The sequence below is a fragment of the Ectothiorhodospira shaposhnikovii genome, from assembly GCF_047222355.1.
Taxonomy (GTDB): Bacteria; Pseudomonadota; Gammaproteobacteria; order Ectothiorhodospirales; family Ectothiorhodospiraceae; genus Ectothiorhodospira.
Genome location: NZ_CP178333.1, coordinates 1570930 through 1594568, shown reverse-complemented (window position 1 = coordinate 1594568; position 23639 = coordinate 1570930). Strand labels below are relative to the sequence as shown.

Below are 23639 nucleotides of genomic sequence, written 5' to 3'. Positions count from 1 at the left end.
TTTCGTGGGGATACTCCAGCGTTCGAACAGATCGCCCGCAAACACAAGCAGCGCGGCCGCGTGCATCTCATCATGAAGCTGATCACCGCGATCTACCAGGTGGAATCGCGCCTGCGAAGGCAAGGGATCAATGATCCCGAGCTGATCCGGCAGGAACGCCAGCGGCGCACGGTGCCGATCCTTAAGCGCCTGCGTCGGCTGCTGGACCGCATCCTGCCCAGCCTGCCTCCCCGGGGGGAGTTCGCCGGGGCGATCCGCTACACCCTCAACCACTGGCAGGCCCTGCTGCGCTTCACCGAGGATGGCCGCCTGGAGCCCGACAACAACCGCGGCGAACGTGCACTGCGCGGCGTATGCGTGAGTCGCAAGAACTGGAACTTCACCGGCTCGGAGAATGGCGGTCACGCCCTGGCCATCCTGCTCACCCTCCTGGAGACCTGCAAGCAGAACGGGGTGAACCCCCGTCACTATCTGATCGATGTGCTTGAGCGCATCCAGGATCATCCCGCCAATCGCCTCCAAGAACTGCTGCCCTATCACTGGGCACCGCTGGCCCAGAGTTGCGGGGAGCATGCCAGCCCCGACTGACGGCTGGCTATACGGGGGCTACCGGACGGATACGGAGATTCAAAGGAAAGCCACACAAACCATGTGTCTATCTATATCCACAGACCAATGCGAGGCCTGCCTCGGGGAGGGGGTTACTGATCCGTATCCGGTACAGCTTGTCGATCGGAAATACTTTTCAAGGTCTGGTCAAGCAGATCAATGGCACGCTCACAACCTCGGCCCACATCAGAATAAAAGGCATGAGTAATATCCAGAGCACGAGGTTGGTCCAATTCCACGCCCTTTTCTTCTATCACGCGGTATGCCCCTATCCGGGAAGGTGCAGTGAAAGCATCAAGCAATACACGGGTTGGCGTCTTCAAACGCCGGAACTTCCGGAAACGGGTCTTCAGACGGCTATTGATTTTGGAGGTACCCGGCACTCCATTAATAACTTCGCTGATATCACCCAGCTTGCGCAGCTCGCCGGAAAGTCTCGAAACGTCTTCCGATAGTCGTTTGAAATCAATGAGTTCTCGTCGCACGGAGTGCAATCCCTTGAGTAAATCAGCAGCGTCACAGGGAGTAAAGCCGTCAGGTGTCAAGGATTGCGGGTCAATAGGCTCTTTAGATGCCCACTCCGACAGCGCCTGCGCTAAGGGCATTTGCTCTGCACCCTCGATACGTGCACCACCTTCGGTGGCATTGATGACTCGCATGCTCGTTCCCTGACTGACTATCACGCGCTCGAACCAGTGCCGGTACACATCCATCTGCGCGTTGGTCGTGACCGTGTCGCCATAGTAGCCGGGCACTTCTCGCCAGTGGCGCCTACAGGATTCTTCGATATCCTCCAGCTTTGTCCGATAGGCATTGCCAGCGGCATGGGTCACTCCACCGGTGAATGCGAGATCCTGCCCAACCAGAATCACAGGCGAGGCTCCAAGATTCCAAGCAAAGGAAAAGGCGGTATTGGCTACGGACCCGCCCGACTGTAGCACCCCTCGAAAACCGCAAATACGGGAAATCAGGATATCCACGGAATAACGGGCGTAGCAGAATACCCTGGGACCATTAAATCCGGCGACAACCCCCGGGTGCGTGCCAGCATCCGCCAGCAGACGGGCACCGCGAGAAACCATTCCCTCAAAATGCGCCAAATTCGCATCGAATGGATCAACCGTAGCCACAAAATGCGGCTCTATACCGGCACCTCGAAGGGTGCGCCAAGCCTGCCCAACAGCAATCATCAGGATCCTGTCCTGATGGGACTTGAGCAAATCTAGGTGCTGATTGAGGGAGGGACCCGCCGCAATTACCAGAACCGGCCGTTCTTTCCAGGCATCTCGCAAGTGCAAAACACCGGGTGACCCTGCCAAGTAGGGAAGATTACGAAAGGCATTTCCCATGAAAAGATCAGCGGCTTTGATTTGAGTGTTTAGATTCAGCCTCAAGGTATTTAAACTCGATCCGAGTACCAGCACAAAAGGCTTGGCAAATGCCATGTAGCGGCGAGATAACGGCGGGGATAAAAGTGCCGCCCATGCACGGATTGTCACCGCATCCAGCGCCTGCACAACCCGTTCCACCGCAACCTGAGGTCTGGCGTCAACCACCCAGATTACGGAATCGCTTTCCAGAATGCGGGTCAAATCCCTGTGGTGCATGGCAAGACGCAAGGCCGCTGGATCTGGCTCCACTACTACCACACTGACATCCTTTTCGACCTTATCAAGAACCGCCTCCAGGTGATAGCCCAGACCAGCACCGAGAACCACCACCACCTCCAGTCCCTCCTTGGATAGCTCTTTGTCTACGAGTCCCTTGGCTTCACGCACCGGGTCATACAAACTGTGCAGATAGTATGCTCCCTGGGTATCCTGGGCCTTGAGGGTGGGAAGTCCGGTTCGGCCCGACTCCACCCAGATATCATTCGGAACGGTCGAATCACAGCGCAGCAACTCCGCTAAAGCCGGATTGCGGCGTTCCAGAGCTTCAAGGTTTCTGGAAAAAAACGAAGCATTTTCAGATACGTCAGCGATCATCACCATCGCTCTCAGTGGGAATTTGATTGCGACAACAGTCCATCGACGACCGACTCAAGCTCCTGAAGGACTGGAATCAGCTCATATTCGAGTACATCTGCGACCAATAGTGAGTCCTGGGACTCCATGCCGGACACCATGGGTCCGATGGCTTTCGCAAAGCGCTGCTCAAGCCCCGCCATGTTCTCCGCAAGCTGGGGCGTCCCAACCGAAACCAACATCTGCACGGATGCCACATACTGCGCCAAACCATCCAAGCCATCCGCGGCAGAGGCCAGGATCAATAAGGGTTGGCCACTGCTGCCGCCTCGCAATGGCTCGACCAGACCCTCCAGTGCAGGGATGGCACGCTGCAGATAATCTTGAACCTCCTTGCTGCTTTCCAGCAGGACACGAGCATCTTCAGGTTTCATGGTGGTCCTTTGGGTGCATGATCTAGCGACGGTCCTTAAGGATTAAGGACTCGTAACGGCTTGGCAGAGCGTTTTTACAGTGTACTGTCAAAACCATGCGCGGTCGATCCTGGGTTTCTGGCTTCATACCCGAGATTGGTCGGACTCAAGCTCCAGCCGGGCGTCTCACCCGGCGGCAGGCAAATGAGCCGATCACGTTACTGCAACAGCTGCAACACACTCTGTGGCGCCTGATTCGCCTGTGCAAGCACCGTGGTACCCGCCTGCTGCAGAATCTGCCCCCGGGTCAGTGCGGCGGTTTCCGCTGCAAAATCAGCATCCTGGATGCGTGAGCGGGAGGCGGACAAGTTCTCGGCCGTATTCATGACGCTCTTGATTGCGGATTCCAGGCGATTCTGGATGGCGCCGAGATTTGCTCTTGCCTCTGCCACGGTCATGATGGCGGCATCAATGGCTGCAAGCCCAGAACTTGCCAATGGCAAACTAGAAACACCTAACTTACTGGCAGTAAAAATATAGGCGGAACCAAAATCCAGTGAAATTATATTATTTTGATTAGGTCCAACCTGGAGCCTGAAATCAGTCTCACCACTTCCATTCAGATAAGCAATATCATTAAAGGTGGTTTGCTGCGCGACACGAGTAATTTCAGCCAGCAACTGATTTATTTCAAGCTGGATGATACCCCTGTCCTCTGGCCCATAGGTATCGTTAGCCGCTTGAATAGCGAGCTCGCGCATTCTCTGAAGATTATTTGTAATTTCATCCAGAGCACCTTCCAGCGTCTGCACCAAGGAAATGCCATCATTGGCATTCCGGGCTGCCTGATTAAGCCCTTTGATCTGGGATGTCATACGCTCTGAGATTGCCAGGCCCGCCGCATCATCCTTCGCCCCGTTGATACGGAGTCCCGACGAAAGCCGCTCCAATGCGACCTGCAGCTGCTTTTGAGTGTTGCTCAGATTCCTCTGGGCATTCAGAGAGGCGATGTTGGTATTGATAACCTGGGACATGTCGATCACTCCTTTAGGGACTTTAAATGATCTTTTTTGATGCTCGCCCACTAATGCCGATTCGGCTAGCAGCGGGTAAGAGACCAGATCAGATCCGAGACCCTCCGATCTAGCTCATGCCCTTTCAAATGCAAAACCCGAGCCAAAATTAAAACGGAGACTTTATCACCCAACCAAAAAAAATAAATCATTGAAAAATAATAATTTTTTATGATTTTGGGCTTTATAAATACCGCACACTCACTTGAAAGTTTTGGTCAATGCAAAAGGGATACGATGGCATTCAATTGCCCACCCGGCAAATTACTGCCGCCTTTTCCTCCCTTGCTGCCGGAATAGGAGCCAGCGGATTGTAAGCGCCCAGAATCCGGGCAACTCGCCTCACACCCGACTCACACTCTGCCACCACTCGGGCCCTATCAACGAGGAAATAATCCGCTTCAGATCAGGCGGTGATCAGCGATTGGGGGTGGGAAACAACATAGGTGCTGATTCTCGGGCGCTTACGCTTCAGTTGTTCCTTGTTGTGCGCAGGCTTGCGACTATCGAACCGTTCTGACCGTGACAAACGCCTCTGCCGCCACCACGCCCACGGTGTGGCCGCGGTGATGTACAAGGTATGTCACGTGCTCCAGGCTGCGCGAGTGGGGTGCTTCACGCATCTCCAACTGATAGGCTCCGAGAGCGTCCATTTTCGTATTGAGTTGGTCGCTGATATCCACGTAATGGTTTGGTATGAACGGCTCCGCAATCGGCGTCGCCCACTCGGTGCTCGACATGACTTCGAAAGCGTAGATCGCTTGAACATGGCTGCCCGGCATTGGCCGGCAAGCGGTCAGAACCGCTTGGTGGGTGATCCGATGGTCGACGTTCAGGTCGCCATGGTGATGCGTGTAGATGATGTGCGGCTGCAGTTTAAGGATGATCGATTCAAGACGCTGGACGACCTCAATGAGCGGAAAGCTGTCGAGGCGGTTGTCGGGCAAACCCAAGTAGATGTTTTCGCGGATACCGAGGATTTCCCGTGCGCGCTCAGCGGCAGCATTACGGTTTTCCAAGTCATCCTGATCCGCTTGGGCGCGCGAGCTGACACCGTCCGCCATGAAAACGGCATACACAACGTCGCCTTCGGCAACGTGTCGGGCAATTGTGCCGCCGCATCCAAGGACTTCGTCGTCGGTGTGGGCGGCGACGATCAGGACGGTTTTAGTCATTGATAAGCTCCCACTGGACCGCTGTTCCGCGGGTCACGTCTTCACGGACTTTCCGGCCAAGCAACTCGTCAAAGTGCTTGGGGGGTAGCCCATAGCCGGGCCGGATCCTGCGGATGTCAGTCGCAGAAATTCGCTGCCCAGCCTTCATATCCTGCACAAAATAGACAGAACGTCGGTAGCGCTTGCTCGCCTCTTCGGCTTGTTGGCGCTCGAAGCCAGCACGGCCAAGTGCGGACCATGCAGCCAGCGTGTCCTGACACAAACGCTTCAACTCTTCAGGTTCGATCGAGAATTCGCTGTCGGGCCCCTTATCCTGGCGGCTAAGCGTGAAGTGCTTCTCGATGACACATGCACCAAGCGCCACCGCAGCGACGGACGCTGTTGTCCCTATGGTGTGATCAGAAAGACCGGGGAGACTGTTAAATCTGGTAGCTAGGTTTGGCATTTGCCTCAAGTTTGCTTGATCAATTGGGGCGGGATAACTGCTGATGCAGTGAAGCAGAACGAGTTCCTTGCAGCCGGCCTCGCGTGCGATGTCAACTGCTTCCGCGATTTCTTCCTCCGAGCACATGCCGGTGGACATGATGATCGGTTTGCCTTTGCTTGCGACATAGCGAATCAGTGGCAAATCAGTTGCTTCAAATGAAGCGATTTTGTACGCCGGTGTGTTGAGGGATTCAAGTAGGTCAACCGCCGTTTCATCAAACGGTGTCGAGAATATCGTGATGCCGATACTTGCAGCGTAATCAAAAAGCGCCTTATGCCACTCAAACGGGGTTTCAGCCCACTTGTACAAGTCGTACAGCTTATATCCATCCCACAAGCCACCACGAATCATGAACTCTTCGCTATCGCAGTCGATCGTCATCGTGTCTGCTGTGTAGGTCTGAATCTTTATGGCGTGCGCACCTTGATCATGCGCAGCTTTGATTGTTTCAAATGCACGCTCGATGTTTCCATTATGGTTTGCGGAAAGTTCGGCGATTATGTAAGGCGGGCTGTTCGCGCCGATTTCTCGCCCATTTATTTTGATATTCATTCTTGATCTCGATCGGTTTTATTTTGAAGTTTAATTTCTACTTCTGCGATGATGCGATCACTGTCAAGCCTTGCATTTCTGAAATTTATTCTATAGTCGCCATGCTCGACGAAAGCATTTGGATACCCGTCTGCATCGAGCATTCGAATGAAATCATACGCGTTTCTCAAACTGCCATTGCTCGGTAGACTGCTTTGTTCGGGTTTACGACGTTTGAATGTGACCACTTCGCCTTCTTGTGGCGCTGGTTGTGGGTTGTGCTCAATCATCCAGTGAATAATTTCAACGCTTAGCTTTCCAGTGCGGAGATATATTTCCTGAGCAAAGCCATCGAGACTTAGAGGTCTTTTGGCATACACAGGGCCTGCATCCATCTCTTTTTCCATTCTTAGCGCAGTTAGCATGGTCTGAGTATGGCCTGCGAGAATCAGGTTCTGGAGAGGGCTACCTCCTCGTCCGTATGGAACGTCGGTCATGTGGAAGCATACGCATTCGTATTCCTTCCAGATGGCCTCAGGTACGATCCAGTTCCAGTGGAGAAAGAAGATGTATCTCGGCTTGGTTTTTGAAAGAGCTTCCTCGAGTTCACTAGTGTTGGAAACGTAGCACCAGTTTGCGTTATTTTCATTGCTTATGTGATCGAATAAAGCTCGATGCCATGGCTTACAGCTAGCGAAAATGTAGGCTGGCTTGAGGCTTGAATTTTCATTGTCTTGCATATGTTTATTGGTCATTCATGTTTTTATTAAGGGATAACCACTCGCCAGATAAAATACCAAAGCACAGCAGGTTGTGATGCGTGCCGTTGATCAGACTATGTTCCCGAAGATTTCCTTCTTGCGTAAATCCAAGGCGCTGATGAACGCGAATCGACGGATGATTAAAGTCAAGAACTTTACCCGCGACTTTATGAACATCTAGCTCATTAAAAGCAAAATTAAGTGCCTCGGCGCAAATCCGTGTACCCGTACCAGCAGGATTTCCAGGAGCGGAATAAAAGCTCCACTCTGCAGTTGCATTTTTGTGGACGCCCGAAAATATGACGCAGCCACGCGGTTGTCCGTGTTCCTCGATGACCAACAGCGCGCGCGCCTCATCTCTGGAGGCACGACCGAACCAAGCCTGATGTTCGGCAAGCGTAATTTCGTGCTGTGACAGCATGAACCGCCGTATGTCAGGATGGTTACGCCACCTTAAAACGTATTCGAGGTCGTTCTCGCTCATCCTTCGAGCCGTCATGGAAGTGTATCTGCTCACCTTATGGCTTCCAACAGGGCGGTTACCGAATGGGTGCCAGTGCCATCAACAATGCCCGCAGATGATTTGCTCATGTCGTGCAGTTTCTGGGGGCTGGAAGCCAATCCGCCGAGCATCTCAGCAAGTTGATACACAACGTTTGGCACGGAGGTAACAAGTGCCGCCGCGCCAGCCTGTTGCAACTCCTGTGCAATCTTGCGCTGGTTCTCTGCCAGCACGAGCATGATCGTGGGCAAACCCAGGCAGCATCGCTCCCATGATGTGGCTCCCGCCGCTCCGATCGCCAGATCACTGTCGGCCATCAGTTGCGCCATGTCACTGACGCCGACCAGCACTCGGGTCGACCAGGGCATGTCCTGCGCCTGTTTGCGCACCTCGTCCAGCCATGGCGCCGTCGCGCCCAAGACCACTGTGATCCGGCAGTCAGGAGACAACGCGCAAGTGCGTAGCGCTTGTAGCACCTGCCCGGTGGCGTTGTCCTTGTCGACACCGCCCATGGTGATCAGCAACTCGCGCAAAACAGGCTGGGCGCGGCGCTGCAGGCTGTAGGGACGCAGTGCGGCGAACTCGGGGCGCAGCAGGGCGTATTGTGAGCCGCAGAGCAGCTGGCAGTGAGCCGGCACCAGGGGGCGATAGTCTGCCTCATTCCGGCCAAAGGTTTGGTCGAGGAGTAGATCGCAGGCGTGGGGCCGGTCTGCAAGGTCGTCGATCACCATCAGGCGATCAAACCCAGAGTAAATCCGCCGCTCCCAGTGCTGATCTAAGGCATAATGATCAACAACCAGCCAATCCACTTTTTGCTGTTTAAGTAGAGCAAGAGTTAGATCTGCATCCTGCTGCCAGGTTGTGCCTAGCCAAGGTGCATGGGCATTCCAATTCAGCTCTTGTACTGCTGTTGCACTCAGATCTGTTAGAGACAACAGATGGAGGGTATAGCCTTTTGACTGAATCAACTCACCTAAATGCCAAAAATGGGCACGACAGATAAACTCACAATGATAACCCAGCTGAGCTAACGCATCAGCCAAGGTTAAGCAACGCATCACATGACCAGTGCCGATCTGGATAGAAGCATCCGTACGGAACACGATTTGCATTGATTCTTTACTCATTGCGCTTACAAAACTCGTAGACACAATGCTTCAGCCAGCCTCAAGTCATCGTAATCATCAATATCAATCGCACTTTCCCATGAAATTGGTTCAAATACATGGTTCGGTCCATAGAATGTTTTTGACTTCATAAGATCGTCAGCATTAGCAACCCAGATGGCTCCAGTCGGACAAAAAAGCTCTGGTAAGTCTTGTGAACGCTGGCTAGCGGCTTCCGGAAATAATCGTTCAGGATGCCCCGCTACATCGAGCTTTACTGACCACCAAGGGTTCATCCATCCGTATTTAAAGCAGCTAATTTGGAAAGCTCTATTCAATGTCTCGAAGCGGCTAATCGCATGATTAATATCATCTGCAGTTCGCAGTGGACAATTAGCCATCAACTGAGTGACTGAGCTATAACTTTCATCCCAGTAGCTTCTTGCTTGTTGCAAAGCAGAGGAAGTTGCTTCACTCACAGCAGTAAAGTCATCAGCATACTTGCTTCTTAAAAAAGGTACTTCTGCGCCCCACGCTATAGAGACTTCTGCGATTTTTGGATCATCGGTCGAAACAATTATCCGGTCAAACAATTCTGTTTGTTTTGCAGCTTGAATGGTCCAGGCGATCATCGGCTTTCCACAAAAGTCGATGATATTTTTATGAGGAATGCGTTTGGAGCCACCTCGCGCAGGTATGATAGCTATGCGACGCTTTACCATATCGACCAGCCACCATCGGCTATCAAGGTTTGCCCCGAAACCGCGCTACTGGATGCCCCCAGCAGGAAGTCTAAAGGACCAACTACCTCTTCTTCTTTAAGCATACGCGCTGAAGGGGTTAGCTTTGCATACCTTGCCTTGAAAGCATCATCTGCGCGCCCTTCTACGCCGCCGTAAGCAATGCAATTAACTCTAATCTCACTGCTTGCCATACGAACAGCTAGTTCTTTTGTCAGATGGCTCAGTGCTGCTTTGGCTACGCCATACTGAATTGGTGACTGTTTGGGGTAGTCGTCATACAGGTGAGGGTTGGCCGCCACAACACCATACTGAGAGCCTATATTGGTGATTGTTTTTAACGCTTCTGGCTGGGTGTTGAAAAGTGCCATAGACAGTTCATAAGGAACCACTACATCCAGCAAATATTCAGCCATGAAATCTTCACGACTTGTTTGACCCAAGGCATTGGTTCTAAGTAAATCCAGACTACGGGCATTATTGACTAGATGATTAACGCAAAAGCCATGCATTCTAAGATGTTCCAAAAGCTCACTTACGGCGGCAGGGCTAGTGAGATCAGAAACTATTGGGTGCAAATTATCGGGTTCGCTGAAATCTTTAATAAGATTTTCACCGCGCTCTTTAGAAGTTGTAGTAAACAGGATTTGCCAATTTTTTTCTAAGAAGTGCTCCACAAACTTACGACCAAATTTTCCTGTTCCACCTGTGATCAGAATAGTCTGGCTCATTGCATTCCCCTTTCCAGCAACTGAACTACCCGTTGATTAAAGCTCTTAGGCGAGATGACTGTTCGATTCCTGGCTCCTTCAATAAAAGCTTCCAAAGCTCGTTTGAAAGCTGAAAACGAATCAGTAAAGCATAGGTCTTTGAAACCCTGTGTACCTATTATGCGAACAGTAATTGGTGAAACACCGTCTCCAGTCGCAAAGAAACAGGTTAGAACTCCACTACGCCAGCCCACAAGAAGGGAGCCCGCCGTATCGCCTGTGAATCGATTGAGTCTGCCGCTACTGAAACTCAGAGGTTCATCTGTTGATTTGAGCATGTTAAGTACTGGCTCAATAATGTGTACGGCGTACTTGCTCCAAGACTTAGGTGTGAAGGCAACAATCTGACGAATTGTACCGAGTTTAGTCCGATCCTCTTCGGACAAAGCCAGCTCATGGCTGTACCTGAGGGCTGAGCAGGTAAAAATTTGCCCAGGATACTGTTCTAAGTCATACATCTTGTTCAGTTCTGAAACTGACAGAGAGATTGGTTTATCAATATAAATAGGCAAACCAGCTTTAAGGAAGGGTGTTGCCAACTCAAGGTGGTTTTCAGCATCATCTCTTGCCAACATGACAGCATCAATTTCACCAATCATATCCTCAGGATGATCAGCCACTTTTGAGATTTTTGCAGCCTTAGCTACTTTCTGAGAAAGTGCCTTGTCCTGAGTCCAGACAGCCACTACTTCAGCACTACTGATACGAGCTTCCGGCCAGCGTTGCTGTTCAAGATATCGCGGAATCACTGGGAAGCCACACTTTTCCATGGCTTCAGGCTCATAGCCATTAAAAATTGCACTCCACGAATAGGGGTGACCATTGCCATCTGAAAGGCCAAGAATTCCTAGTTTAAGTTTCATAATACCCACAAAGCCGGGTTAATTAGTTTCAAATCAGTTGCCTTAATACTTTCAGGAATAGGGGGAACTTGCGTAGTGGATGCTGAGATGATGTCCTGAAGTTGCTGAGAGGTATTAACACCAACCACGATTTTATCGATTTCCGTATGGCCGTTTAAAAAACCAAGGCAAGCCTGTAAGGGTGTTAACCGCTGCTCTTGAACCCATGCATCATAAGTTGACAACAAGGGTAGCCAAGGTTTGAAGTATTCAGGTCGCTGCTCGTCAGCCATCAGTAGCAAGCCTTGAAGAAACGCCGACCTGATATGAATCTCAACTCCATTTTCTTTCAACCTAGTTAACCAGCCTGCATCCTTAATTCGCTGATCAAGGACATTCATAGGTGCTTGGACTACATCAAATTCAAAATTGGATAGCTGTGCAAGATCTTCTGGACCATATACCGAAATGCCTATTTTCTGAACAGCCCCCTGCTTTTTGAGATCGACTAAAGCGTGATAAAGCGCTCGCCCGTTAGAATTTTTTAACTCTAGCGGACGGTGCAGTAACAATCCATAGAGAGAGTCGGACTTAAGGTTAGCAAGTGATTGGTTAACACAACGACTCACCCAAGAAGCAAGGTCGTGGTTACTATTAGCGATTGGTGGCAGTTTCGTGATTACCTTGAATGCATCCACACCATTATTACCGAGAACATGTTCACTACAACCGTAGGCAGCTGCGGTATCCAGCACATCAACACCTAAGGAACGAGCGATCTCAAGAATTTTTTTGACACTAAGGTTAGATACACGACCCGTGTTATTTGCAATACCGTAGTCCAAGCCAAACTGTGCTGTACCTAAAGCAATTTTCATTTCTCAAAAACCCTATACAGACAATTTACGACCATATCCTGCTGCTCATCAGTCAGCCCTTGATACATTGGCAAACTAATGGCTTCACTGTAGTAGCGCTCTGCCTCAGGAAAATCGCCTTGCTTCAAGCCCATATTTTGGAAGTAGGGCTGAGTGTGCACCGGGATATAGTGCAGATTCACACCGATGCCCTGCTCGCGCAGGCGCTCGAAGACTTGGCGGTGGGTGAGGGCAATCTGGTCGCGCTTGATGCGGATGACGTAGAGGTGACGGCCCGAATAACTGTCCGGGTGCTGCCAGGGCGTGGTCAAGGGCAGCTCGGCCAAGGCCGCATCGTAGCGCTCGGCCAAGGCGTTGCGCCGTGCCACGTAGTCGTCCAGACGTTCCAGTTGGGATAGCCCCAAGGCCGCCTGTAGCTCAGTCATGCGGTAGTTGTAGCCGAGATCGATCTGTTGGTAGTACCAGGGTCCATCGGGCTCATGGGTCATCAACGCCGGATCGCGGGTTACGCCATGACTGCGTAGCAAGTCCATGCGGCGAGCCAGAGCATCGTCATTAGTCAGCGCCATGCCACCTTCAGCGGTGGTGATGATCTTGACCGGGTGGAAGCTGAATACGGTGATATCACTGTAGCGACAATTGCCAATGTATTCACCTTGGTAGCGGCCACCGATGGCATGGGAAGCATCTTCGATAATCCGGAAACCGTAGCGCTGGCCAAGGGCATGGATGGCCTGCATATCGCAGGGATGACCGCACAGATGCACCGCCACCACTACCTTAGGCAAGCGCCCTTCCACCTCGGCCTGCTTAAGTTTAGCGGCAAGGGCTTCCGGGCAGAGGTTATAGGTGCGTGGGTCGATATCCACGAAATCGACCTGTGCACCGCAATAGCGACCACAGTTGGCAGAAGCCACGAAGGTAATTGGCGAAGTCCAGAGCCAGTCGCCGGGACCGAGATCAAGAGCCAGGCAGGCAATGTGCAGTGCCGAGGTAGCGCTGTTAACTGCCAGCGTATGCCGGGCACCCACCTTCCCGGCCACGGCCTGTTCGAAACGAGGCACCACTGGACCCTGAGTCAGGAAGTCCGACTGCAGCACCTCCAGCACGGCGTCGATGTCAGTCTGCTGTATATCCTGGCGTCCATAGGGGATCATTAAATGGCTCCAATCTTTTCCCGGTTGGCGTTGATCCATGCCCGCAGTTCATCATCTTTCATCCATACGGCATTATTATCGCTGGAATAAACAAAACCCTCAGACACCTTTACACCATCTTTAATTCTATTTGTACACTTATCCCAGTTATTGATTTTGGGCAAAATTTTAAAATACTCTGGATATTCATAGGTAAAATAGGAATCTTCAGCACCAATCATTTGCTCATGAATTTTTTCACCCGGCCGAATACCGACGATTTCATGACGCGCATCAGGAGCAATGACCCGAGCCAGATCAATCACTTTCATGGAGGGAATTTTCCTAACATATATTTCCCCGCCTTCCATATCTTCAAAAGCATGCAAGACCAGCTCCACCCCCTGCTCCAGAGAAATCATGAAGCGCGTCATTCTCTCATCAGTGATGGGCAGGACACCTTTATCCTTAATTGACATAAAGAAAGGGATCACTGAGCCACGAGAACCCATCACATTACCATAGCGCACGACGGAGAAACGAGTATTATTATTCCCCGCATAATGATTGCCTGCCACAAACAACTTGTCAGATGTTAATTTTGTGGCACCATACAAATTGATGGGACTACTGGCTTTATCTGTGGAAAGCGCCACGCATTTCTTGATCCCTTTATCAATGCAGGCATCCACCATATTCATGGCGCCAATCACATTGGTTTTCACGCATTCAAATGGATTATATTCCGCCGTAGGTACAATTTTTGTGGCCGCCGCATGAACGACATAATCTACACCATCCAAAGCGCGATAAAGACGCTCCCGGTCTCGCACATCTCCAATAAAAAATCGTACTCGGCTATCTCCCTCAAATAGCTTGGCCATCTCCCATTGCTTCATCTCATCCCGAGAGAAGATGATCACTTTTTTGGGATTGAAGCGAGTTAGGAGCATGGGCACAAAGGCGTGACCGAATGAGCCGGTACCGCCGGTAACCAAAATGGATTCATTGTTAAACATTTTATTCACTTGATAGCAAAGCCTCGTTTAGTTAAGTATCTCCCGGCGCAGCCGAGGGCTTTAATATGTGATCTGCTCAAACCAGAGCTTCATCTGGTCAAGGCGCTTCGCTTCGTAAAATAACAATAGATGCTATGTACCACCCGCACAGGCGGGAGTCGATGGCCGAATGGGCGTAAAATACTTAAGTATCAGGTTCACATCGTATTTTCGACATCAAATGCCACAATCTGCCGCTGCTCCCTGGAGAATTCCACGCCGATGAGGTGAATGGGCTTGCCCTGCCCCCGATACTTGTCGGCATAGCCTTTGTCCTGGAGCTGCCGCAGCGCCCTGCCCTCCGGCACCTGCTCCACCACCTTGAACTCGAACAGATAGATGTGGCCATTGAAATCCACCGTCATGTCCACCCGGCCGGTGTTGCCGGCGTCTTCCACGGTGATGGCCAGCCCCAGGGCGGCCAGGTGGCTGTAGAATACGCTGGCGTAATGGCCTTCATACTGGGCGATGGGGTTGTTGCGGTACCAGTCGTGGGGCAGGCCGGCAAACAGGGCCTTGAAGTGGGTTTCCAGGGCCGGCAGGTCGTGGGCCTGCAGGGCGCGAAACAGACTGATGCGTTGCTGGGTCGCCCTGGGCATGCCCAAGGCCGGGAGCAAGGCCTGGTTGAGACTGGCCTCCACTTCCCGGCTGGGATAGCCCAGGGTGTAAAGCCAGTAACCGGTCATGGGCTGCTCCACCTTGTGCACGGTGAGATAGCCGGTCTGGAACAACAGGGCCTCGGTGGCAATCTCGTCCACGTCGAAGCGGCCCAGAAGTGCGGCCTCCGTTTCCAGAGTGTCCAGCCGCGGGGTGTAAAGACCGCGTTCGGCGAGGAGCTTGACCAGGAAGGTGGGCGTGGCACTTTCGAACCAGTAGGGCCGGAACTCCCGTTTCTGGAACAGCAGCAACACATCGAACGGGTTATAGACCGCCGGCGTTGTCTCATCTCCCCAACGATAGCCGTTGTACCACTGTCGGATCTGCTCCCGGTCCAGACCCGGTAGTTCCGGCGCAAAGACGGTATCGATGTCCTCGTCGGTGTAGCCGCAGATGGGCGCAAAGGGCTTGTCCAGGGTGATGTCGTTGAGGTTGTTCAGCCCCGAGAACAGACTGACCTTGCTGAACTTGGAGACCCCGGTGAGCAGGCAGAATTTCAGATGGGGATCGGCGTCCTTGAGGACGGAATACAGATTTTTCAGTCCTTCCCTCAGTTCGCGGGCCACGTCGGCATCGGTGATGTTGTCCAGGATGGGCTTGTCGTATTCGTCGATCAGGACCACTACCCGCTGCCCGTGCTGCTGATGGGCGCGACGGATCAGTTCACCGAATCGTCCGGCAATGCTGCGATTTTCCAGACGGACCTGTAATGCTTCAGCCTGCTGGGAGAGCATTTCCTCGATGCGCGCATCCAGGGTGTCTCGGCTCTGCATGACCCCATCGGCAAAACTGATCCGGACGACCGGATGGCGGATCTGCCAATCCCAGCGGTCATGGATATACAGGCCGCGGAACAGGGGCTCGTTGGCCTCAAACAGTTCCTTGAGGGTGTCCAGCAGCAGGCTCTTGCCGAAGCGGCGGGGCCGGGAGAGGAAGTAATACTTCCCTTCCTTGATCAGCCGATGCAGCCAGGGGGTCTTGTCCACGTAGTAGTAACCCTCGTTGATGATCTCGGCGAGGGATTGCACTCCGATGGGGAGATTGAGCTGGGTAGCCATGGAAGGAACTCGGCTCCTGGAGGGTTTACTGTCAGGGCAGAATATCACGAAGCCGGGGCCGGCCTTGTGGTAGCAACCCTTGGCCGCGAACGCATGCCAAGGCCGTTACCATTCAATAAGCTCTGAATGGGGGCAGTCCCGCCCCAGGAGAATCCGGTCAGCAAAAATCAGAATCGCGCCATGAATCTGCGTCATTCCAGCGCAAGCGGGAATCCATCGGCCGGTAATGGGCTGATGGATCCTGGACTCCCGCTTTCGCGGGAGTGACGGCAGTCTGCATGCGCCGGGAGAAGAGGGAAAACGACGAGGGAAAACCCCGCACCGTCTCAGTGAGACTGCCCCGAGCGCAAGGCAATCACCTCGGTCAGGGACAGACCCGTGGTCTGAGCAATCTGCTCGTCGGTCAACAAACCCAGCTTGAGCAGGTTCATGGCCGCCAGGCGCCGACCCTCTCGAAGCCCCTTTTGCAGGCCGATTTCCTCGCCCTCCTGCCGTCCCTCCTGTCGGCCCTCCTGTCGCCCCTTTTGTCGCTCCTTTTCCGCCCATGTCTGAAGATTTTCCGCCAGCATTGCATGGTCCTCCACCAAACTGTTGATCTCTTCCAGCGCCTGCTCCGCCTCGGCACCCAGACGTTTGAGGTGACGCTTGAGCCAACGGGTGATCACCTCGTCCAGTCGCGCCTTCTCCGGATGGGCCCGGATGCGGGCCGCCAGACGTTTCACCGCACCTTGCAGGGCCTCCACGTCCTTCGACGCCTTCTCCACCTCAAAAATCCCGCTCAGCGGGGTGTCCCGCGCCGCCAGCTCGTCCTCGGTGAAGGCCGATTCGTTCACCAGATAGTAGCGCAGGTGCGGCTGATAGACCCGCAGGAACATCGGCGGTTCCGGCCGGACCATTCGGTAGATGTCCTCCCTCGCCGTCCAGCGCTTCGAGCCGTTGTACAGTACCACCGGGAAGATCGGCGGCATCCCCTTGCGGGCCGTCGTGACCTTCGTCTTGATCAGGTGGTCGTAGAAGCAGGCCACGTAATGCAACATCCGGATCGGCAGGCGATGATCCACCGTGGACTGGAATTCCAGCAGCAGGTAGACAAATACCCGCTGCCTGACACCCTCCCAGTCCACCTCCACCGACCAAACCTTGTCTTCAAACTTTTCATTGAACAGGGGCGTGATGTAGTTGCCGCTGTGGTCCGTCAGGGTGGAGAAATCCATCATCGCCGACACCTCCGGCGGGGCAAATCCCTCCATCAGCTGCCGGACCAGTTCCGGATAGCTGAACAGTTCCTTGTAGCCCGTGTCGTGGTGGTTGACCATGCGCTGTCCTGGGTGAAGACCTGGTCGCCAGTGTGCCACAACAGCTGGCCAGAAGAATTCCTCACCTGCAACGACCTGGGCACGCCTCATTGTGGAAGCCATTGCCCAGGGCGGTTGATCGCTTTTACAGGCTCAGCACATCAAAAGCGATGATCCGGCGCTGTTCCCTGGAGAACTCCACGCCGATGAGGTGGATGGGCTTGCCCTGCCCCCGGTACTTGTCAGCGTAGCCCTTGTCCTGGAGCTGCCGCAGCGCCTTGCCCTCCGGCACCTGCTCCACCACCTTGAACTCGAACAGATAGATGTGGCCATTGAAATCCACGGTCATGTCCACCCGGCCGGTGTTGCCGGCATCTTCCACGGTGATGGCCAGGCCCAGGGCGGCCAGGTGGCTGTAGAATACGCTGGCGTAATGGCCTTCATACTGGGCAATGGGGTTGTTGCGGTACCAGTCGTGGGGCAGTCCGGCAAACAGGGCCTTGAAGTGGGTTTCCAGTGCCGACAGGTCATGGGCCTGCAGGGCGCGAAACAGACTGATGCGCTGCTGGGCCGCCCTGGGCATGCCCAGGGCCGGGAGCAAGGCCTGGTTGAGACTGGCCTCCACTTCCCGGTTGGGATAGCCCAGGGTGTAAAGCCAGTAACCGGTCATGGGCTGCTCGACCTTGTGCACGGTGAGATAGCCGGTCTGGAACAAGAGAGCCTCGGTGGCAATCTCGTCCACGTCGAAGCGGCCCAGAAGTGCGGCCTCCGTTTCCAGGGTGTCCAGGCGCGGGGTGTAAAGACCGCGTTCGGCGAGGAGCTTGACCAGGAACGTAGGCGTGGCACTCTCAAACCAGTAGGGCCGGAACTCCCGCTCCTGGAACAGCAACAGTACGTCAAAGGGGTTGTAGACTGAGGGCAACCGCTCATCCCCCCAGCGATAACCGTTGTACCAATGGCGGATCTGATCCCGATCCAGGCCCGGTAACTCGGGGGCAAAGACGGTATCGATGTCCTCGTCGGTGTAGCCGCAGATGGCGCCGTAATCCCGGGAGAGGGTGATGTCACGCAGGTTGTTCAGTCCGGAGAACAAACTGACCTTGCTGAACTTGGAGACACCGGTGAGCAGGCAGAATTTCAGATGGGGGTCGGCGTCCTTGAGGACGGAATACAGGTTTTTCAGCCCTTCCCGCAGTTCACGAGCCACGTCGGCATCGGTGATGTTGTCCAGGATGGGCTTGTCGTATTCGTCGATCAGGACCACCACCCGCTGGCCGTGCTGCTGATGGGTCATGCGGATCAGATCGGAAAACTCGCCCGCGATGTCCTGGGCGCCGCTGTGTTCGATGCCCAGGCGTTCCCGGTTGGATTGCAGCAGGTGCCGGATGCGGGTATCCAGTGCCGACCGATTGACCATCACCCCATCGGCAAAACTCAGCCGAATGACTGGATGAGGAGTCTGCCAGTCCCAGCGGTCATGGATGTACAGGCCCCGGAACAGGGGCTCGTTGGCCTCAAACAGTTCCTTGAGGGTGTCCAGCAGCAGGCTCTTGCCGAAGCGGCGGGGGCGGGAGAGGAAGTAGTATTTCCCCTCCTTGATCAGCCGATGCAGCCAGGGGGTCTTGTCCACGTAGTAGTAACCCTCGTTGATGATCTCGGCGAGGGATTGCACTCCGATGGGGAGATTGAGCTGGGTAGCCATGGAAGGAACTCGGCTCCTGGATGGTTTACTGTCAGGGCAGAATATCATGAAGCCGGGGCCGGCTTTGTGGTAGCAACCCTTGGCCGCGAACGCATGCCAAGGCCGTTACCATTCAATAGGCTCTGAATGGGGGCAGTCCCGCCCAAGGAGAATCCGGTCAGCAAAAATCAGAATCGCCCATGAATCTGCGTCATTCCCGCGCAAGCGGGAATCCATCGGCCGGTAACAGAGGGAAGGACCCTTGACTCCCGCTTTCGCGGGAGTGACGAAAAGGGCATGTTCGGTATCCGGATCAAAGGCTCAGCACGTCAAAGGCGATGATCCGCCGCTGTTCCCTGGAAAACTCCACCCCGATGAGGTGGATGGGCTTGCCCTGCCCCCGGTACTTGTCGGCATAGCCCTTGTCCTGGAGCTGCCGCAGCGCCCTGCCCTCCGGCACCTGCTCCACCACCTTGAACTCGAACAGATAGATGTGGCCATTGAAATCCACCGTCATGTCCACCCGACCGGTGTTGCCGGCATCTTCCACGGTGATGGTCAGCCCCAGGGCGGCCAGGTGGCTGTAGAACACGCTGGCGTAATGGCCTTCATACTGGGCAATGGGGTTGTTGCGATACCAGTCGTGGGGCAGGCCGGCAAACAGGGCCTTGAAGTGGGTTTCCAGGGCCGGCAGGTCGTGGGCCTGCAGGGCACGAAACAGACTGATGCGCTGCTGGGCCGCCCTGGGCATGCCCAGGGCCGGGAGCAAGGCCTGGTTGAGACTGGCCTCCACTTCCCGGTTGGGATAGCCCAGGGTGTAGAGCCAGTAACCGGTCATGGGCTGCTCCACCTTGTGCACGGTGAGATAGCCGGTCTGGAACAACAGGGCCTCGGTGGCAATCTCGTCCACGTCGAAGCGGCCCAGAAGTGCGGCCTCCGTTTCCAGGGTATCCAGCCGCGGGGTGTAAAGACCGCGTTCGGCGAGGAGCTTCACCAGGAAGGTGGGCGTGGCACTTTCGAACCAGTAGGGCCGGAATTCCCGTTTCTGGAACAGCAGCAACACATCGAACGGGTTATAGACCGCCGGCGTTGTCTCATCTCCCCAACGATAGCCGTTGTACCACTGTCGGATCTGCTCCCGGTCCAGGCCCGGTAGTTCCGGCGCAAAGACGGTATCGATGTCCTCGTCGGTATAGCCGCAGATGGGCGCAAAGGGCTTGTCCAGGGTGATGTCGTTGAGGTTGTTCAGTCCGGAGAACAAACTGACCTTGCTGAACTTGGACACACCGGTGAGCAGGCAGAATTTCAGATGGGGATCGGCGTCCTTGAGGACGGAATAGAGGTTTTTCAGCCCCTCCCGCAGTTCGCGGGCCACGTCGGCATCGGTGATGTTGTCCAGGATGGGCTTGTCGTATTCGTCGATCAGGACCACCACCCGCTGCCCGTGCTGCTGATGGGCCATGCGGATCAGATCGGAAAACTCACCCGCAATGTCCGGCGCACCGCTGTGGTCGATATTCAGGCGCTTTCGGTTGAGTGCCAGCAGGTGCCGGATACGGGCATCCAGGGTGTCTCGGCTCTGCATGACCCCATCGGCAAAACTGATCCGGACGACCGGATGACGGGTCTGCCAATCCCAGCGGTCATGGATATACAGGCCGCGGAACAGGGGCTCGTTGGCCTCAAACAGTTCCTTGAGGGTGTCCAGCAGCAGGCTCTTGCCGAAGCGGCGGGGCCGGGAGAGGAAGTAATACTTCCCTTCCTTGATCAGCCGATGCAGCCAGGGGGTCTTGTCCACGTAGTAGTAACCCTCGTTGATGATCTCGGCGAGGGATTGCACTCCGATGGGGAGATTGAGCTGGGTAGCCATGGAAGGAACTCGGCTCCTGGAGGGTTTACTGTCAGGGCAGAATATCACGAAGCCGGGGCCGGCCTTGTGGTAGCAACCCTTGGCCGCGAACGCATGCCAAGGCCGTTACCATTCAATAAGCTCTGAATGGGGGCAGTCCCGCCCCAGGAGAATCCGGTCAGCAAAAATCAGAATCGCGCCATGAATCTGCGTCATTCCAGCGCAAGCGGGAATCCATCGGCCGGTAATGGGCTGATGGATCCTGGACTCCCGCTTTCGCGGGAGTGACGGCAGTCTGCATGCGCCGGGAGAAGAGGGAAAACGACGAGGGAAAACCCCGCACCGTCTCAGTGAGACTGCCCCGAGCGCAAGGCAATCACCTCGGTCAGGGACAGACCCGTGGTCTGAGCAATCTGCTCGTCGGTCAACAAACCCAGCTTGAGCAGGTTCATGGCCGCCAGGCGCCGACCCTCTCGAAGCCCCTTCTGCAGGCCGATTTCCTCGCCCTCCTGCCGTCCCTCCTGCCGTCCCTCCTGTCGGCCCTCCTGTCGCCCCTTTTGTCGCTCCTTTTCCGCCCATGTCTGAAGATTTTCCGCCAGCATTGCATGGTCCTCCACCAAACTGTTGATCTCTTCCAGCGCCTGCTCCGCCTCGGCACCCAGACGTTTGAGGTGACGCTTGAGCCAACGGGTGATCACCTCGTCCAGTCGCGCCTTCTCCGGATGGGCCCGGATGCGGGCCGCCAGACGTTTCACCGCACCTTGCAGGGCCTCCACGTCCTTCGACGCCTTCTCCACCTCAAAAATCCCGCTCAGCGGGGTGTCCCGCGCCGCCAGCTCGTCCTCGGTGAAGGCCGATTCGTTCACCAGATAGTAGCGCAGGTGCGGCTGATAGACCCGCAGGAACATCGGCGGTTCCGGCCGGACCATTCGGTAGATGTCCTCCCTCGCCGTCCAGCGCTTCGAGCCGTTGTACAGTACCACCGGGAAGATCGGCGGCATCCCCTTGCGGGCCGTCGTGACCTTCGTCTTGATCAGGTGGTCGTAGAAGCAGGCCACGTAATGCAACATCCGGATCGGCAGGCGATGATCCACCGTGGACTGGAATTCCAGCAGCAGGTAGACAAATACCCGCTGCCTGACACCCTCCCAGTCCACCTCCACCGACCAAACCTTGTCTTCAAACTTTTCATTGAACAGGGGCGTGATGTAGTTGCCGCTGTGGTCCGTCAGGGTGGAGAAATCCATCATCGCCGACACCTCCGGCGGGGCAAATCCCTCCATCAGCTGCCGGACCAGTTCCGGATAGCTGAACAGTTCCTTGTAGCCCGTGTCGTGGTGGTTGACCATGCGCTGTCCTGGGTGAAGACCTGGTCGCCAGTGTGCCACAACAGCTGGCCAGAAGAATTCCTCACCTGCAACGACCTGGGCACGCCTCATTGTGGAAGCCATTGCCCAGGGCGGTTGATCGCTTTTACAGGCTCAGCACATCAAAAGCGATGATCTGCCGCTGTTCCCTGGAGAACTCCACGCCGATGAGGTGAATGGGCTTGCCCTGCCCCCGATACTTGTCGGCATAGCCCTTGTCCTGGAGCTGCCGCAGCGCCCTGCCCTCCGGCACCTGCTCCACTACCTTGAACTCGAACAGGTAGATGTGGCCATTGAAATCCACCGTCATGTCCACCCGGCCGGTGTTGCCGGCGTCTTCCACGGTGATGGCCAGCCCCAGGGCGGCCAGGTGGCTGTAGAATACGCTGGCGTAATGGCCTTCATACTGGGCAATGGGGTTGTTGCGATACCAGTCGTGGGGCAGGCCGGCAAACAGGGCCTTGAAGTGGGTTTCCAGGGCCGGCAGGTCGTGGGCCTGCAGGGCGCGAAACAGACTGATGCGCTGCTGGGCCGCCCTGGGCATGCCCAAGGCCGGGAGCAAGGCCTGGTTGAGACTGGCCTCCACTTCCCGGTTGGGATAGCCCAGGGTGTAAAGCCAGTAACCGGTCATGGGCTGCTCGACCTTGTGCACGGTGAGATAGCCGGTCTGGAACAAGAGAGCCTCGGTGGCAATCTCGTCCACATCGAAGCGGCCCAGAAGTGCGGCCTCCGTTTCCAGGGTGTCCAGCCGCGGGGTGTAAAGACCGCGTTCGGCGAGGAGCTTGACCAGGAACGTAGGCGTGGCACTCTCAAACCAGTAGGGCCGGAACTCCCGCTCCTGGAACAGCAACAGTACGTCAAAGGGGTTGTAGACTGAGGGCAACCGCTCATCCCCCCAGCGATAACCGTTGTACCAATGGCGGATCTGATCCCGATCCAGGCCCGGTAACTCGGGGGCAAAGACGGTATCGATGTCCTCGTCGGTGTAGCCGCAGATGGCGCCGTAATCCCGGGAGAGGGTGATGTCACGCAGGTTGTTCAGTCCGGAGAACAAACTGACCTTGCTGAACTTGGAGACACCGGTGAGCAGGCAGAATTTCAGATGGGGGTCGGCGTCCTTGAGGACGGAATACAGGTTTTTCAGGCCCTCCCGCAGTTCACGAGCCACATCGGCATCGGTGATGTTGTCCAGGATGGGCTTGTCGTATTCGTCGATCAGGACCACCACCCGCTGGCCGTGCTGCTGATGGGTCATGCGGATCAGATCGGAAAATTCGCCAGCGATGTCCTGGGCGCCGCTGTGTTCGATGCCCAGGCGTTCCCGGTTGGATTGCAGCAGGTGCCGGATGCGGGTATCCAGTGCCGACCGATTGACCATCACCCCATCGGCAAAACTGATCCGGATGACCGGATGGTGGATCTGCCAATCCCAGCGGTCGTGGATGTACAGACCACGGAACAGGGGCTCGTTGGCCTCAAACAGCTCCTTGAGGGTGTCCAGCAGCAGGCTCTTGCCGAAGCGGCGGGGGCGGGAGAGGAAGTAATAGCTGCCTTCATCGATCAGCTGATGAAGGTAGGGGGTTTTATCCACATAGTAGAATCCACCGGTGCGGATTTTAGCGAAAGCCTGTACGCCGATGGGGAGATTGAGCTGGGTCGCCATGGAATGAAACTCGGCTCCTGGAGA

The 23639-nt window shown here is 55.0% G+C and carries 21 protein-coding genes; 1 reads left to right on the top strand and 20 read right to left on the bottom strand.

The features are described 5' to 3' along the window. Window positions 1–72: 72 nt before the first annotated feature. A complete protein-coding gene (locus ACLF6L_RS07290; protein WP_412852683.1) occupies window positions 73–588 on the top strand; it encodes an IS66 family transposase in 516 nt (171 codons plus the stop codon). Between the two features lie 113 nt (window positions 589–701). On the opposite strand, the gene ACLF6L_RS07285 is transcribed toward ACLF6L_RS07290, so the two are convergent. The 20 genes from ACLF6L_RS07285 to ACLF6L_RS07190 form a co-directional block, all read right to left on the bottom strand. Continuing rightward, window positions 702–2594, bottom strand: a complete 1893-nt coding sequence (locus tag ACLF6L_RS07285) for a 6-hydroxymethylpterin diphosphokinase MptE-like protein (RefSeq protein WP_412852682.1) — start codon at window positions 2592–2594, stop codon at window positions 702–704. Window positions 2595–2605: 11 nt separating this feature from the next. Beyond that, on the bottom strand, window positions 2606–3007 hold the full coding sequence (locus tag ACLF6L_RS07280) for a hypothetical protein (RefSeq protein ID WP_412852681.1): 402 nt from the start codon (window positions 3005–3007) through the stop codon (window positions 2606–2608). A gap of 197 nt (window positions 3008–3204) precedes the next feature. Next, window positions 3205–4020 (bottom strand): flagellin, encoded by an 816-nt coding sequence (locus tag ACLF6L_RS07275; RefSeq protein ID WP_412852680.1) that lies wholly within the window; start codon window positions 4018–4020, stop codon window positions 3205–3207. A gap of 542 nt (window positions 4021–4562) precedes the next feature. Next, window positions 4563–5234, bottom strand: a complete 672-nt coding sequence (locus tag ACLF6L_RS07270; protein WP_412852679.1) for a PIG-L deacetylase family protein — start codon at window positions 5232–5234, stop codon at window positions 4563–4565. Continuing rightward, the gene (gene pseI, locus ACLF6L_RS07265) at window positions 5227–6273 is read right to left on the bottom strand and encodes a pseudaminic acid synthase (protein ID WP_412852678.1); all 1047 of its coding nucleotides are present in this window, start codon (window positions 6271–6273) and stop codon (window positions 5227–5229) included. Before pseI ends, ACLF6L_RS07270 begins: the two co-directional genes overlap by 8 nt. Beyond that, the gene (locus ACLF6L_RS07260) at window positions 6270–7007 is read right to left on the bottom strand and encodes a hypothetical protein (RefSeq protein ID WP_412852677.1); all 738 of its coding nucleotides are present in this window, start codon (window positions 7005–7007) and stop codon (window positions 6270–6272) included. The genes pseI and ACLF6L_RS07260 overlap by 4 nt, the downstream gene beginning before the upstream one ends. After that, window positions 6997–7497 carry a UDP-4-amino-4,6-dideoxy-N-acetyl-beta-L-altrosamine N-acetyltransferase gene (gene pseH, locus ACLF6L_RS07255; RefSeq protein ID WP_412852676.1) on the bottom strand — a complete coding sequence of 167 codons (501 nt, stop codon included), beginning with the start codon at window positions 7495–7497 and terminating at the stop codon, window positions 6997–6999. Before pseH ends, ACLF6L_RS07260 begins: the two co-directional genes overlap by 11 nt. A 29-nt stretch (window positions 7498–7526) precedes the next feature. Next, the gene (gene pseG / locus ACLF6L_RS07250; protein WP_412852675.1) at window positions 7527–8627 is read right to left on the bottom strand and encodes a UDP-2,4-diacetamido-2,4,6-trideoxy-beta-L-altropyranose hydrolase; all 1101 of its coding nucleotides are present in this window, start codon (window positions 8625–8627) and stop codon (window positions 7527–7529) included. A 20-nt stretch (window positions 8628–8647) separates the two neighbouring features. Further along, a complete protein-coding gene (locus ACLF6L_RS07245) occupies window positions 8648–9343 on the bottom strand; it encodes a cytidylyltransferase domain-containing protein (protein ID WP_412852674.1) in 696 nt (231 codons plus the stop codon). Next, window positions 9337–10092: an SDR family oxidoreductase gene (locus ACLF6L_RS07240; RefSeq protein ID WP_412852673.1), complete on the bottom strand. Its 756-nt coding sequence runs from the start codon at window positions 10090–10092 to the stop codon at window positions 9337–9339. The genes ACLF6L_RS07245 and ACLF6L_RS07240 overlap by 7 nt, the downstream gene beginning before the upstream one ends. Then, a complete protein-coding gene (locus ACLF6L_RS07235) occupies window positions 10089–10994 on the bottom strand; it encodes a Gfo/Idh/MocA family protein (RefSeq protein ID WP_412852672.1) in 906 nt (301 codons plus the stop codon). The genes ACLF6L_RS07240 and ACLF6L_RS07235 overlap by 4 nt, the downstream gene beginning before the upstream one ends. Then, entirely contained in the window at window positions 10991–11851 is an 861-nt protein-coding gene (locus tag ACLF6L_RS07230; RefSeq protein ID WP_412852671.1) for an aldo/keto reductase, read from the bottom strand. Before ACLF6L_RS07230 ends, ACLF6L_RS07235 begins: the two co-directional genes overlap by 4 nt. After that, window positions 11848–13008 carry a UDP-4-amino-4,6-dideoxy-N-acetyl-beta-L-altrosamine transaminase gene (gene pseC, locus ACLF6L_RS07225; protein WP_412852758.1) on the bottom strand — a complete coding sequence of 387 codons (1161 nt, stop codon included), beginning with the start codon at window positions 13006–13008 and terminating at the stop codon, window positions 11848–11850. The genes ACLF6L_RS07230 and pseC overlap by 4 nt, the downstream gene beginning before the upstream one ends. Beyond that, window positions 13008–14006 (bottom strand): UDP-N-acetylglucosamine 4,6-dehydratase (inverting), encoded by a 999-nt coding sequence (gene pseB, locus ACLF6L_RS07220; protein ID WP_412852670.1) that lies wholly within the window; start codon window positions 14004–14006, stop codon window positions 13008–13010. The genes pseC and pseB overlap by 1 nt, the downstream gene beginning before the upstream one ends. 197 nt (window positions 14007–14203) lie before the next feature. After that, entirely contained in the window at window positions 14204–15760 is a 1557-nt protein-coding gene (locus ACLF6L_RS07215; RefSeq protein ID WP_412852669.1) for an ATP-binding protein, read from the bottom strand. 326 nt (window positions 15761–16086) lie between these two features. Continuing rightward, entirely contained in the window at window positions 16087–17076 is a 990-nt protein-coding gene (locus ACLF6L_RS07210) for an Rpn family recombination-promoting nuclease/putative transposase (protein ID WP_412852668.1), read from the bottom strand. Between the two features lie 124 nt (window positions 17077–17200). Then, complete coding sequence (locus ACLF6L_RS07205) at window positions 17201–18757, bottom strand: ATP-binding protein (RefSeq protein WP_412852667.1); 1557 nt, start codon at window positions 18755–18757, stop codon at window positions 17201–17203. A 292-nt stretch (window positions 18758–19049) separates the two neighbouring features. Then, on the bottom strand, window positions 19050–20606 hold the full coding sequence (locus ACLF6L_RS07200; protein ID WP_412852666.1) for an ATP-binding protein: 1557 nt from the start codon (window positions 20604–20606) through the stop codon (window positions 19050–19052). 326 nt (window positions 20607–20932) lie between these two features. Beyond that, window positions 20933–21934, bottom strand: a complete 1002-nt coding sequence (locus ACLF6L_RS07195; protein ID WP_412852665.1) for an Rpn family recombination-promoting nuclease/putative transposase — start codon at window positions 21932–21934, stop codon at window positions 20933–20935. A 124-nt stretch (window positions 21935–22058) separates the two neighbouring features. Next, window positions 22059–23615: an ATP-binding protein gene (locus tag ACLF6L_RS07190; RefSeq protein ID WP_412852664.1), complete on the bottom strand. Its 1557-nt coding sequence runs from the start codon at window positions 23613–23615 to the stop codon at window positions 22059–22061. Window positions 23616–23639: the final 24 nt, after the last annotated feature.

Excerpts from the sequence above, each read along its gene's own strand:
- ACLF6L_RS07290 (WP_412852683.1), top strand. The coding sequence starts at position 73 with ATGAAGCTGATCACCGCGATCTACCAGGTGGAATCGCGCCTGCGAAGG.
- ACLF6L_RS07285 (WP_412852682.1), bottom strand. The coding sequence starts at position 2,594 with ATGATCGCTGACGTATCTGAAAATGCTTCGTTTTTTTCCAGAAACCTT.
- ACLF6L_RS07280 (WP_412852681.1), bottom strand. The coding sequence starts at position 3,007 with ATGAAACCTGAAGATGCTCGTGTCCTGCTGGAAAGCAGCAAGGAGGTT.
- ACLF6L_RS07275 (WP_412852680.1), bottom strand. The coding sequence starts at position 4,020 with ATGTCCCAGGTTATCAATACCAACATCGCCTCTCTGAATGCCCAGAGG.
- ACLF6L_RS07270 (WP_412852679.1), bottom strand. The coding sequence starts at position 5,234 with ATGACTAAAACCGTCCTGATCGTCGCCGCCCACACCGACGACGAAGTC.
- pseI (WP_412852678.1), bottom strand. The coding sequence starts at position 6,273 with ATGAATATCAAAATAAATGGGCGAGAAATCGGCGCGAACAGCCCGCCT.
- ACLF6L_RS07260 (WP_412852677.1), bottom strand. The coding sequence starts at position 7,007 with ATGACCAATAAACATATGCAAGACAATGAAAATTCAAGCCTCAAGCCA.
- pseH (WP_412852676.1), bottom strand. The coding sequence starts at position 7,497 with ATGAGCGAGAACGACCTCGAATACGTTTTAAGGTGGCGTAACCATCCT.
- pseG (WP_412852675.1), bottom strand. The coding sequence starts at position 8,627 with ATGCAAATCGTGTTCCGTACGGATGCTTCTATCCAGATCGGCACTGGT.
- ACLF6L_RS07245 (WP_412852674.1), bottom strand. The coding sequence starts at position 9,343 with ATGGTAAAGCGTCGCATAGCTATCATACCTGCGCGAGGTGGCTCCAAA.
- ACLF6L_RS07240 (WP_412852673.1), bottom strand. The coding sequence starts at position 10,092 with ATGAGCCAGACTATTCTGATCACAGGTGGAACAGGAAAATTTGGTCGT.
- ACLF6L_RS07235 (WP_412852672.1), bottom strand. The coding sequence starts at position 10,994 with ATGAAACTTAAACTAGGAATTCTTGGCCTTTCAGATGGCAATGGTCAC.
- ACLF6L_RS07230 (WP_412852671.1), bottom strand. The coding sequence starts at position 11,851 with ATGAAAATTGCTTTAGGTACAGCACAGTTTGGCTTGGACTACGGTATT.
- pseC (WP_412852758.1), bottom strand. The coding sequence starts at position 13,008 with ATGATCCCCTATGGACGCCAGGATATACAGCAGACTGACATCGACGCC.
- pseB (WP_412852670.1), bottom strand. The coding sequence starts at position 14,006 with ATGTTTAACAATGAATCCATTTTGGTTACCGGCGGTACCGGCTCATTC.
- ACLF6L_RS07215 (WP_412852669.1), bottom strand. The coding sequence starts at position 15,760 with ATGGCTACCCAGCTCAATCTCCCCATCGGAGTGCAATCCCTCGCCGAG.
- ACLF6L_RS07210 (WP_412852668.1), bottom strand. The coding sequence starts at position 17,076 with ATGGTCAACCACCACGACACGGGCTACAAGGAACTGTTCAGCTATCCG.
- ACLF6L_RS07205 (WP_412852667.1), bottom strand. The coding sequence starts at position 18,757 with ATGGCTACCCAGCTCAATCTCCCCATCGGAGTGCAATCCCTCGCCGAG.
- ACLF6L_RS07200 (WP_412852666.1), bottom strand. The coding sequence starts at position 20,606 with ATGGCTACCCAGCTCAATCTCCCCATCGGAGTGCAATCCCTCGCCGAG.
- ACLF6L_RS07195 (WP_412852665.1), bottom strand. The coding sequence starts at position 21,934 with ATGGTCAACCACCACGACACGGGCTACAAGGAACTGTTCAGCTATCCG.
- ACLF6L_RS07190 (WP_412852664.1), bottom strand. The coding sequence starts at position 23,615 with ATGGCGACCCAGCTCAATCTCCCCATCGGCGTACAGGCTTTCGCTAAA.